A 12,230-nucleotide genomic window follows, 5' to 3' on the forward strand; every position below is an offset into this window, starting at 1 on the left:
AGTCACGATCCAAGCCGTCACAATTTTCTTAATTGCTGAACGTTTTACGAGCTGCTCTTTGTATACACTCTTCAAACGCTTACGGTCTTTTTTGTTGATACCAAGCTTTTCCTTCTTCGCTTTTGCTTCTTTAATCAAGTCTTCCATTTCTTTTAGATCTGCATTCTGGAAGTCTTCCAAAAACTTCTCTAAACGCTGGCGTTCTTTTCCTTCATGCTGCTCAGCAATCTTGTGCAATTTCACAGCAGAGTTGAAGCGCAAGTACTCACGCAAGAAACCAACACCAAATACACCACCTACCGCAATGTGCGTTGAACTCACCGGCAAACCTAGTTGCGATGCAATAATTACAGTGATCGATGCAGCGAGAGCTACACAGAACGCACGCGACTTATCGATGTCAGTAATTTCAGTGCCAACCGTACGAATTAGTTTAGGGCCAAACAAAAGCAAGCCTAGAGCAATACCAATAGCGCCCACAATCATGACCCAAAGAGGAATAGCTGCCTTGGCAGAAACACCGTGGTTTTGAATCGCATCAGCAATCGCAGCGAGCGGACCAACCGCATTCGCTACATCATTTGCACCATGTGCGAAGCTCAATAGTGCTGCAGCAAAGATAAGAGGAATCGTAAATAAGTTGTTCACTCCATCGCGGTTATTCTTATTTTTCTTAGACGCTTTATCGACTGCTTTACGACTTAAGAAATACACAAAAATAGCGATGACTGCGCCCAAAATTGAAGCGTCAACAAATGACATTGGGAAGATTTTTTTCAAGCCTTTTAACGCAAGGTACGTTGAGAACGACCACGCCATAATCGCAAGCAAGACAGGCACGTAACTTTTAGCGGCCTGTAACATGTTCTCGCTGTGCATAATATTTCGCTTGATATAAAGCTGGAAGCCCGCTGCAATCAAACCGCCAAGAACAGGTGAAATAACCCAACTCGCTGCAATTGCACTCATTTGTCCCCAGTTCGCAATAGCAAAACCTCCTGCTGCGATACCTGCACCAAGTACACCACCTACGATCGAGTGGGTTGTAGAAACAGGCGCGCCAACGAAGGTTGCAAGATTAAGCCACAAGGCACCAGCAAATAATGCTGCAAGCATCAAGGCGATAAAGGTCGTGCTATCGTTAATAGCGGAAGGGTCGATAATCCCTTTCTTAATGGTACTAACTACGTCACCACCTGCGATCAATGCGCCTGCGGCCTCAAAGATGGCGGCAATCGCGATCGCGCCAATCAAGGTCAATGCCTTTGAACCTACTGCCGGACCCACATTATTGGCTACGTCATTTGCACCAATATTCATGGCCATATAACCGCCAATAGCTGCAGAAATTGCAAGCGTAAATCCACCCGGGATACCTTGCATTTGCATTAATACGTAACCTAAAACAGAAACTAAGAACACAAAGCTTACGCCCATCTTCAAAATTTCGTTGTTGGCGTAACCTAAAGCTGTATCGGTCTCAGATAGTTTTTTAGAACTCATTTGAGCACTTCCTTAACAATTAACTCGTCGATTTGGCGTCGCTACTGTCATCTTGCTGTAACAATCCGGTTGCGCATACTAACCACATGTATAAAAGATGCAAATTAACTTTCATCACTCAAATAAACTTGCCATGACAATTCTCCAGCACATAGGCTAGTACGGTTTTTACTAGGAAAGGTAAAGTTAGATAACAATGAGTAAAATTTATTTGATCAGACACGGCCAAGCATCGCTTGGCAAAGAAAACTATGACGAACTTTCTAGTAAAGGTGAGCAACAAGCTAAAATTTTGAATCGCTATTTTCGGGAGCTTTCTATCAGCCCTGACCTGGTGATCACTGGCGATATGAAGCGCCATCAACAAACAGCTCAGTTTGCGCTTGAATCAATAAACGGCCAGGCAAATACTGTGATAGACACCGATTGGAACGAGTTTGACTTTGAAACCTTGATTCGCGCCTACCTTTCACAATTAGGTCCAGATGCGTCAAAACCTCGCACCCCGAGTGAATTTTTTAGCGCTCTACGCGCGGCCCTCTTAGCGTGGTCTAAGAACCAAATTCAAACACAACTACCCGAAACATGGAATGCATTTGAGAGCCGCGTAGAACAGGCTTTGTATTCACTGAACACACAAGATCATAAAAACATTTTCGTTTTCAGTTCTGGCGGAGCGATTTCAATGGCGATCAAACACATTATGCGTCTGAATGCGGAGACAATGATTGATCTTAATTTACAGAGCAGGAACACCGGCGTTACGGAGCTATTTATTAAGGGCGATAAAAGATACGTTTCTAGCTTTAATCATGTGTCGCACTTGAGCAGCCCCGAACATTTAGATCTCATTACACATGCATAAGTGTGCCTTTAGCGCGCACTCAACTGCTAACGCTCCCGAAGGCCTTTATGCTGATATCGCAACAAGGGGGACATAAAAAACTCGATCAGTAGATGGAGCATATCGGCTGCGACCTGATAAAACCGCGCCAGCATCACTAAACAAACTAAACCCGAGTCGACCGACTGAGCGGTACTCGTCCACGAAGAATGACTCACACAAGATCCTTTTTTTGAGAGTAATTTATGATTTGGCATTCCTTGCCAATTAGATTTCTAGAGACCTAAAGTCTCAGCGCGAAACTATATCGGCTAGCACTTAGGTGAAGCAATCTAATTATTTTTATAGCCATTAATACAGCCTGTAAATTCGCGATTGAAATTTTTTATAAGGCTTTACTTTCTCACCATGACACATCGATATATTCGCGTATAATGCGCGCAAATTTCATACTCACGACCTATAGGTTTATCAATGTCGATCAAGAATGCATTTTATGCTCAATCTGGCGGTGTTACTGCCGTTATCAACGCTTCTGCTTGTGGCGTTATTGAAACTGCCCGCCAACATAGCGATAAAATTGGCAAAGTATATGCGGGACGCAATGGTATCATTGGCGCATTGCGTGAAGAATTGATCGATACAAGCATTGAATCTGTAGAAGATATTGCTGCACTCAAGCACACACCAAGTGGCGCATTTGGGTCTTGCCGTTACAAGCTAAAAAACTTTGAAGAAAACAAGCGTGAATATGAGCGTTTGATCGAAGTATTCCAAGCACACAACATTGGCTACTTCTTCTACAACGGCGGTGGCGATAGCCAAGATACTGCATACAAAGTAAGCCAACTAAGTGAAAAAATGGGTTACCCAATTACTTGTATTGGTGTACCTAAAACAGTGGATAACGACCTACCATTTACAGACTGTTGCCCAGGCTTTGGCTCTGTTGCGAAATACGTTGCGATTTCTACAAAAGAAGCTGCAATGGATATTAAATCTATGTGTGAGTCATCTACTAAAGTATTTATTTTAGAAGTAATGGGTCGCCACGCGGGTTGGATCGCAGCTGCTGGCGGGTTGGCTGGTCAGAACAGCGATGAAGCGCCACACATCATTTTATTCCCAGAAGTTCCATTCGACAGAGAAACTTTCTTGGCTCGCGTTGATGAGGCCGTTAAGAAGCATGGTTACTGCGTGATCGTAGCATCAGAAGGTGCGCAATATGAAGATGGCCGCTTTGTTGCCGATGCGGGCCAGAAAGATGCATTTGGTCACACTCAATTGGGTGGTGTTGCACCAACCCTAGCAAACATGGTGAAACAAGCATTGGGCTACAAGTACCACTGGGCTGTAGCAGATTACCTTCAACGTGCAGCACGCCACATTGCTAGCCGAACTGACGTCGAGCAAGCATATGCGATGGGTAAAGCAGCTGTTGAGTTTGCGGTTAGCGGCAAAAATGCAGTCATGCCAATTATCGTTCGCGAGAACTCTTCTCCATACAAATGGAGCATTAGCGAAGCACCATTAAGCCAAGTTGCCAACCAAGAAAAGAAAATGCCTATTCACTATATTACCGATGACGGCTATGGCATTACGGCGGAATGTCGTGAGTACCTATCGCCTCTTATTCAAGGTGAAGACTACCCTCCTTATGACGATGCAGGTATGCCACGTTATGTGAACCTCGTGAACAAGGTCATCGAGAAAAAACTTCGTACAGATTTCGAAATCTAAAACGAAAAAGGAACAGACGAAACTTCTGTTCCAGCTTCTTTAAAACAGGCGATAGGCTTAGTCGCTCATCGCCTGTTTTTCTTTCTGACGCGCAAGCCCTAAAGCCGGTCTTACTCCGAGGCGCCCAATATAGGCTTTAAGGTTTTCTTGCTCGATGCTTTGACCAAAACTCATTCCCCAAAACAAGCAATGCCCCAATAGTATGTCGGCGGCAGAGAATGAATCGCCCAAAATATAATCTTGCTGCCCTAAGCCCTTGCTCAGCAAATCCAAAGCTACCTGAAACTCATAGACCGACGTCGCTTCCATCTCGCGCACACGATAGTCTTTCGGCAAAGCAAACTTGTGCTTTCCTATGGTCCATAGAGGTTGCTCTAGTTCTGCAATTGCAAATACGCTCCATTGGTCATAGTGAGCACGACGAAAAGCGCTGTATGTTGGAATCAGTTCTGCCTCGGGCTTCAATGTGCAGAGATAATTCATGATCGCTAAGGATTCAGTGATAATGCCTCCATCAACACGAATGGCAGGCACCTTGCCCCCTGCATTGAGCTCTAGAAATGACGTCTGTCTGGCTTCACCTTTCATGAGATCGACAAGTTGGAAGCTGTAATCCAAGCCCAACTCTTCGAGCAACCAAGTCACACGCAAAGTGCGGGTGTTTGGGTAACCATATACCGTTAACGACATTCATCACTCCTTAGTTTTTATTTTTCCAGCATCAAGACTAATCCCAGTCGCGAAAACAATGCAAGCATTACCAAACCCAAATACGCAGTAGCGCCCGTAAGGTCTATAATGCTTCATCGCAAAAGTGGAACTTTACTATGTCATTTAAACATCTTAGTTGTGCTCAGCTCGCATCTTGGCTGAGTGATTCAGAAAACACGGTCACCGTAATCGATATTCGAGACCAAATGTCTTTTGAGCAAGGCCATATAAACGGTGCTGCTCACATCGACAATTCAAATGTGGAACACTTTATTGCAAACACAGACCTTAACAAACCATTGGTAGTTTGTTGTTATCACGGCAACTCAAGCCAAGGCGCTGCAGACTACTTTAATGCACAAGGATTTAAAGAAACCTTTAGCCTAGATGGCGGTTTCGAAGAATGGCGTCAGATTGCAGCCACTCTCACAACGGATTAAGCAGCTTTATTGATAAAAGGAAACACAATGCGCTCAGCTCTCATTTCAGGCCAAGCTCAAAACAATATTATTTTAGTACTCGAAGATAACTACAAAGATTGGCTTAGTGATCAACATAACAATGATCAATTGTGGTTAGAAAGTATTAAGTTTGAAGGAAAAGGACATTCGACTTTACCGTCTGAGAATAATTCCTTAAAGATCATTTGCTGTATACCAAGTCTAAATAACTTCTTTCTAGCTGGAGATCTCGCGAAACAATTGCCGCTGCATACTTATCAAATTGATCTAAGTGCACTGACACATTACGGCAATGTCGATCAAGAAACCTTAGCACTTACGCATTTTCGCTTTGCTGTTAGCTGGGGACTAGGCGCCTATGAGTTCTCTCAGTATAAAAAAACAAGTAAAGAAAAAGCCTTGCTTGCCATCGATGATGAGAGCCTGTTGTCAGAAGCCAATAATATGGTCGAGTCTATCGTACTTACGCGCGATCTAATCAATACTCCCGCCTCAGATATGATGCCCGAAGATCTAGCGCAAACCATGCAAGCTCTCGCAAGTGCTTACGAAGGCAGCTTCAGTGAAATTATCGGCCAAGAACTTTTAGATCAAAACTACCCACTTATTCACGCTGTTGGCCGAGCTTCTGTGCACGAACCTCGCCTACTCGAACTCGTTTGGGGCGACGAAGACGCGCCAGCTATTACACTAGTTGGTAAAGGTATCTGTTTTGATAGTGGCGGTCTGAATATTAAAACTGGCAACTTCATGCGTCAGATGAAAAAGGATATGGGCGGCGCTGCACACGTGCTTGGCTTGGCCAAGCTCATCATGGCACAAAACCTTCCAATTCGATTACGTGTTCTCGTTGCTGCGGCTGAAAACGCTATATCTGGTAATGCATTTAGACCCGGCGATATTATTGAATCTAGAAAAGGCCTTACGGTCGAAATAGACAATACCGACGCTGAAGGTCGTTTAGTTCTTTGCGATGCATTGGATGATGCATGTAGCGAAAGCCCCGAGCTGATTATTGACTTTGCCACATTGACCGGCGCATGCCGCGTAGCACTGGGCACAGAACTCCCTGGCTTCTTCTGTAACGATGAAGAAGTGGCTGCAGGACTCAACGAAAGCGCTCTAGATTGCTTAGATCCTATTTGGCGCCTACCGTTGCACCAAGCCTACAACGACATGCTTAAAAGCCATTTTGCCGATACCCTGAATTCAGCAGAAACCGGATTCGGTGGCGCTATCACAGCTGCACTATACCTCGAAAAATTCATTAGCAATGAAACCCCTTGGGTGCATTTCGACGTCATGGCTTGGAACCTCAGAGGCCTCCCAAGCCGTCCAGTTGGAGGTGAAGCATTGGGCTTACGAGCGGTATATGAATATCTAAAACAACGTTTCGCGTAACTCGAATAACTTCATCAAAGAGGAAGCAGCATGGCTATAAAAAAACTAAAAAACGAAGCTGAACTTTTAAAAGAAGCTATTCGCATTGGGGTGATGTATTGCGAGAAGCGTGGCGTTGTAAAGTTTGAAGCGAATGATAAGCAAGACGATAAAATTGAATATATCTACAAGCTTTTGGTTCACGACAAACAAATTCAACCGCTGGCAAAGCAAGATATGGATACGCCACGAATGAAGCATAAGCTCGTTCTGTGGCTGCATAAACAATTACCCGAAAATCATCCTCTGAAGTAAATCTACTAATGCAAGATACGACTCCCAAGCTTTATTACGTTTATGACCCCATGTGCGCGTGGTGCTGGGGTTATCGGCCGACTTATCTCGCATTAACTGAATCGCTCAAAGAACGAGGTATCACACTCACAAAGCTACTGGGTGGTCTTGCCCCAGACAGTGATATACCGATGCCCTTAGACATGCGCGAAGCCATCGAAAGCTACTGGTACAAAATTTCTGATCTGCTAGGTACCGAATTCAATCACGCGTTTTGGCAACAAAATACGCCACATCGCTCTACCTATCCAGCCTGCCGAGCAGGCTTAATTGCACGGGATCAAGGCAAAGAAGAACAGATGAACCTTAAGATCCAAGAAGCATATTATTTGAATGCAATGAATCCTTCAGACACGAGTGTTTTGTGTCAGTTAGCTGAAGACATCGGTTTTGAGAAAGAACAGTTCGAGACTGATCTGCATAGCGATATAACCAGAAAACGCCTGCATGATGAAATACGATTCGCCCGCAGTATTGGAGGGAATAGTTTTCCGTCTTGGATTTTGGTGAAAGATCAGCAAGCCATGCAGCTGCCTCTTGATTATCAAGATCACCGCGCTGCTCTGACAATCATTGAGGATGCATTTGCGTCATGACATCTGCACCCGAACAAACTATTAGCAACAAGAAAGAACAATTCATCGAACTCGCAAAAATGACGTGGCCCATGTTGATTGGGATTGTCTCGCTAATGAGCTTCCAACTTGTGGATTCGGTTTTCATTGCGCGGCTAGGCGTTGAGCCTCTGGCAGTGGTTGGCTTCACCATCCCTATTTACCAACTTTTTATTGGTATTCAGGTCGGTATTGGCATTGCGACAACGGCGCTTATCTCGCAACTCATTGGTGCCAGAGAAGACTGTAAGGCCCGCGATTTAGCCGGATTAATCGTAATCATTGGCTCCGCTTGCTTTGCATTTTTAGCCGTACTAACTTGGCTGTTTAGATACCCGATTATTCGAGTATTGGGCGCGACTAAAGAGCTAATGCCGTTTATTGATGCATTCTGGGCAGTATGGCTAGTGGGCGCTTTTGCCGGCGGATTTTTGTATTTCGGATACAGCATTGCCCGAGCTAACGGCAATACGCTCATTCCAGGATTAGGCATGGCTGGCACTAGCCTGCTCAACATTGCCTTAGACCCGATATTCATCTTCACCTTTGATCTAGGTTTAGCCGGCGCCGCATGGGCCACATTATGCTCTTTTAGTATCGGCTGCCTTTTTGTTTATCCATTTATTTTGAAAAAGAATTGGCTGCATTTCAGTGATGCATTTGAAAACGCTATTGAAAAGATCAAACAAATTTTAGCGGTTGCCCTACCCGCTATGACTAGCCAATTGCTTCCAGCTCTCTCTTCAATGCTAGCCACGATGCTTGTTGCCCAACATGGGACGGAAAGCGTTGCTGCTTGGGGCCTCGGCATTCGTGTTGAGTTTTTCTCAATCATTTTAGTCTTGGCAATGACAATGTCTCTTCCCCCAATGATAGGAAAGAGCTATGGCGCGAAGAACTTTGATGACATTCAGATATTACTCAAGCTTGCTGTGAAGACAATCATCGCATGGCAACTTTTACTGGCGTTGATCCTTGTATTATTCGACTCCAGCATCAGCCATGCTCTTGCGGGCAATGAGGACATTGCTTCATTACTGGCGCTGTATATCGTCATCATTCCGTTTAGCTATGCATTTCTTGGCATTTGTATGGTCTTAGTGTCTGCCGCAAATGCTATTAGCCGCGCAATGGATGGCTTAAAAATTTCCTTCGCCCGACTATTTATTTGTTATCTTCCATGTTTGTTCATTGGCTCTGTGTTCGGCGATTTAATGGGCTTAATGATAGGCGCTGCCGTAGGCAATGTGCTGGCAGGCATAATCTCGATATGGATGTTTAAATCATCCTTCAGAAAAGCCAAAACTAGACGCTTACTTCCACCATAGTTTCTGCGGGTATTGAGTTATCGAACGCAGCTGACTTTTTAGCAGGCAAAAAAATACCCCTTAATAGAGGGGTATTTTAATTCCACTTAGCTCTTAAGCCGTTTTTGCAAAACTTAAAGCCTGGCTATAGAAACGCTCCGGTAAGGTAATAACCGTCTCAAAGGCTCGGAAGTCATCGCCATCGTTGCCACCTGTTAAACGAAGCTCGATTGACCCACCTTCGCTCTCTAGGAATTGGCGAACTGCATCCATTCCAACACCGCGGCCACTCAAGTTGCTCACCTCTTCTGCAGTAGAGAATCCTGAAGTGAATACCAAGTTCGCAATGTCTTGCGCGCTGAGTGCTGCATCTTGCTCAATAATTCCCTTGTCTACAGCTAATGAACGAATTTTCGCAATCGCGATACCTCGACCATCGTCTGAAACAATGAATTCGGCGTTCTGTTTATTCACTTGCGTATTAATCGAGATAAGACCGTTTTCGTTCTTACCCTTCTCTGCACGCTCTGTCGCACCTTCAATGCCGTGATCCATTGCATTACGCAACACATGCATAAAGATATTATTCATCATGCTGTGAACGCGGCCATCAATAAACAACTCTGCATCGTTTACACGAACTTCTGGTGCGGGCTTATCAAGCTGCTCAGCCATTGACGCGAGCGAACTTAAAGGCTCAGAGATCACCTCAGACAAGGTTTTAGATTCGATAGAAAGCAACATGCTATAGGCTTCTGAAACAACTTCTTGTACATCGTTGTCCATCGATTTTTCAGTAAGACGCTTAATGCTATCTAACCACGAAGCTACGCGTTCTGAGTCTAGATTTACACCTTGTGCTGCAACACCATCACGACCTAGCTTGTCATGATAAATCGTGTCGTACTCAGCAAGAATCTCTTGCGCTTCACGCAACTCTTCGAGTAATTCATTCTGCTTCCACTCACGCGAATCATCATTACGTAAAGCATCATAAGTAGATTCAACTTCATGCACTACGTCAGTCAAATAACTCAAACCATACGTACGCGCATTACCCTTAACGGTGTGCATATTTCTGAATAGCTCGGCAATAACATCCGCAGATTTTCCAGCGTTGTTCTTAATAGCCTGCTGACATGCCGCCATGAACTGCTTAGAACTACGGAGGAATTCAGCAAATTTCGCTGCATCGATCGCAAGCACTTCACCAATTAATTCCAACTCACGCTTCTGACCTTGCGCCGCTAGCTCTAGGGCACGGATTTCAGTTACGTCGCGCACAGTAATCATCAGACGCTCGATCACATCATCATTCACGATTGGATCCCAGTCCAACTCGAGAACTTTTTCACGACCATCATCGAAACCAATGGTCATCTCATTCACAAGACAATGTGAGTTGAACTCAAACATCATTTCGTCTTCACCAACAATCGCATCAACTGCAGTAATGTTCTGATCTCGCGCATCAGAGCCTAGTGTTGTATTCGCGAAAAGAAGATCATTTACATTTCGTCCAGCGATACGATCTGTTTCAAAAATCTGCTCCAGATACGCCGCATACTCTTTGTGCACCACACCACCTTCGGTCACTGTAAATAGGCCTTGGTGCATGTTTGCCATCATATTTGCGATGTCTTGGTTCTTTTGATGTAGCGCAGCCGTACGTTCCTCAACTTTCGCTTCAAGAGTACGATTATGCTCTTCGATCACTTCACGCATACGAATGTTTTTAATTGTTGTAACAAGTGACTGAGCAACAGAGGACACGTACTCATAATCACTATCGGCAAAACTCACCTGCTTTACGTCTCCAGATAAATTGATCACACCAACTAGCATGTCTTTATCTATAAGCGGAACACATAAAAGTGCTTTAGGTGCTACTTCTTGCTCACCCTGAACATAAGACTTGTCTTTCTCAGTATTAGGAACAAAGATAATTTGCTTAGATTTTGCAGCCTTACCAATAATACCTTCACCAAGCTCAAAGCTTGTAGGCTCAACATCGGCTGAAATAGCTTTCGGTGGGAAATGCGCCTTAACGACTAGCTCTTGCTTTTCGTTAGTTAAATAAACCGAACCTGCACTCACGCCCATCTTTTCATGCATACTCTGAAGTACTTCTTCCAATGCAGTGTTTTGGCTCTGCGCACCGGCTAAGGTACCGCCGATTTTATTAAGTTTTGCTAGATCTGCCATCTTCTTCTGAATAGCCGACCGCATAGAGTTAAAGTTTTGCGCCGCGAGTAATACGAGAACAATTAAAAGAACAATGGATGATTTAAAGCCAAAATCTAAACTACCCAATACTTCACCTTGCAAGAAGCTGAACTGAACATCTGCACTCTTAAGCAGCTCATCCAGACCTTCAACGGATTGCGATACCGCAGCATCCGCTTCGCGAAGTTTTGCTCGAGCCAGTTCGATTTGCTCAAGCTCTGTCATCTTGTAATCGATAATTGAAGGCGTTTTATCGAAGTGTGCACTCAACTCTGCGTATGATTGTTCCACTGTATCAAGCAGGGTCACATCGCCGAATGTTTTAAAGACGTCTGCACCTTTGTCATACCAAAGTTTGGAATCTTGCAGTGCAAACTTAAAGTCATCCATGGTAGACAGAGCATTCAGGTCTGTCGTGCGCTGCACTTCTTCTACCGTCTTAAGGATTGAAAGAGCATTCGCATCTGCTTGGTTTGCGAATCCAGCAACGAGCTCCATATTCTCGGCATCTTTACCGTCTGCCATGAAGTACTGTAGATCGACTAATGAGCCACCTAGCGCATCAGCCATATCAAAAAGTGTCCCGGCCTCGTTATGCATTTGCTCATTAGCCAGCAAAGTAGCCGACTTTGCTTCGAACATTTCAGTTACTGCGAAACGATAGAAGTCATAATTACTCTTAATGCCGATAACAAGGGCTTTCATATCCGCATCATCTTTTGCAAGTTCTTCCAGGCTCTCATAAAGACCGCCAAAGTCTTTAACACCTTGATCAAACTTACGCTTATAAACGCGAATACTATCTGCATCTTCAGCGTTGAATGCTAAACCGCTTAATTTCGCGAGTTTTAGCAATTGAATCTGAACCTGATTACTTTCCTTTACGACCGGTACCGCGGTTTGGTTAACGCGCGACGTCGATTCGTTGATGTCATTTAAATTCCATAAAGATGAGAGTCCTGAGCTCAATATCAAGATGATAATGAACGCAAAACCAAATCCGACTTTCTGGTTAAAACTCAGCTGAAACATTTTAAATTTGCCTCTGTTTATTATTTTGGCCTTCAAAATTCACTCTAGATTAAAATTT

General features: G+C 44.3%; 11 protein-coding genes. 7 read left to right on the forward strand and 4 right to left on the reverse strand.

Going from position 1 to position 12,230, the window contains the following annotated elements:
• A partial coding sequence (locus A3762_RS04315) for an inorganic phosphate transporter (RefSeq protein ID WP_068754235.1) occupies nt 1-1,503 on the reverse strand: 1,503 nt, incomplete at its 3' end.
• A 196-nt stretch (nt 1,504-1,699) separates the two neighbouring features.
• Between A3762_RS04315 and A3762_RS04320 the strand changes: the two genes are divergently transcribed.
• The gene (locus A3762_RS04320; RefSeq protein WP_068481240.1) at nt 1,700-2,368 is read left to right on the forward strand and encodes a histidine phosphatase family protein; all 669 of its coding nucleotides are present in this window, start codon (nt 1,700-1,702) and stop codon (nt 2,366-2,368) included.
• A 26-nt stretch (nt 2,369-2,394) separates the two neighbouring features.
• Here A3762_RS04320 and A3762_RS26335 read toward each other — a convergent pair whose 3' ends face one another.
• Entirely contained in the window at nt 2,395-2,565 is a 171-nt protein-coding gene (locus A3762_RS26335; RefSeq protein ID WP_156493101.1) for a hypothetical protein, read from the reverse strand.
• 256 nt (nt 2,566-2,821) lie between these two features.
• Here A3762_RS26335 and A3762_RS04325 point away from each other — a divergent pair, with 256 nt between their 5' ends.
• Complete coding sequence (locus A3762_RS04325; protein WP_068754237.1) at nt 2,822-4,087, forward strand: 6-phosphofructokinase; 1,266 nt, start codon at nt 2,822-2,824, stop codon at nt 4,085-4,087.
• A 57-nt stretch (nt 4,088-4,144) separates the two neighbouring features.
• On the opposite strand, the gene A3762_RS04330 is transcribed toward A3762_RS04325, so the two are convergent.
• Nucleotides 4,145-4,777, reverse strand: a complete 633-nt coding sequence (locus tag A3762_RS04330) for a glutathione S-transferase family protein (protein WP_068754238.1) — start codon at nt 4,775-4,777, stop codon at nt 4,145-4,147.
• A 137-nt stretch (nt 4,778-4,914) separates the two neighbouring features.
• Between A3762_RS04330 and glpE the strand changes: the two genes are divergently transcribed.
• Genes glpE through A3762_RS04355 form a run of 5 tightly spaced genes read left to right on the forward strand, consistent with a single transcriptional unit; the run spans nt 4,915 to nt 8,935 of the window.
• The gene (gene glpE, locus A3762_RS04335; RefSeq protein WP_068477749.1) at nt 4,915-5,238 is read left to right on the forward strand and encodes a thiosulfate sulfurtransferase GlpE; all 324 of its coding nucleotides are present in this window, start codon (nt 4,915-4,917) and stop codon (nt 5,236-5,238) included.
• Between the two features lie 27 nt (nt 5,239-5,265).
• Nucleotides 5,266-6,660 carry a M17 family metallopeptidase gene (locus tag A3762_RS04340; protein WP_068754240.1) on the forward strand — a complete coding sequence of 465 codons (1,395 nt, stop codon included), beginning with the start codon at nt 5,266-5,268 and terminating at the stop codon, nt 6,658-6,660.
• A 30-nt stretch (nt 6,661-6,690) separates the two neighbouring features.
• Nucleotides 6,691-6,954, forward strand: a complete 264-nt coding sequence (locus A3762_RS04345; RefSeq protein ID WP_369819820.1) for a DUF5062 family protein — start codon at nt 6,691-6,693, stop codon at nt 6,952-6,954.
• Nucleotides 6,955-6,962: 8 nt separating this feature from the next.
• Complete coding sequence (locus tag A3762_RS04350; RefSeq protein ID WP_068475891.1) at nt 6,963-7,589, forward strand: DsbA family protein; 627 nt, start codon at nt 6,963-6,965, stop codon at nt 7,587-7,589.
• Nucleotides 7,586-8,935 (forward strand): MATE family efflux transporter, encoded by a 1,350-nt coding sequence (locus A3762_RS04355; protein ID WP_068754242.1) that lies wholly within the window; start codon nt 7,586-7,588, stop codon nt 8,933-8,935. Before A3762_RS04350 ends, A3762_RS04355 begins: the two co-directional genes overlap by 4 nt.
• 93 nt (nt 8,936-9,028) lie before the next feature.
• Here A3762_RS04355 and A3762_RS04360 read toward each other — a convergent pair whose 3' ends face one another.
• Complete coding sequence (locus tag A3762_RS04360) at nt 9,029-12,172, reverse strand: GAF domain-containing protein (RefSeq protein WP_068481229.1); 3,144 nt, start codon at nt 12,170-12,172, stop codon at nt 9,029-9,031.
• Between the last annotated feature and the right edge of the window lie 58 nt (nt 12,173-12,230).

The sequence above is a fragment of the Oleiphilus sp. HI0125 genome, from assembly GCF_001635355.1.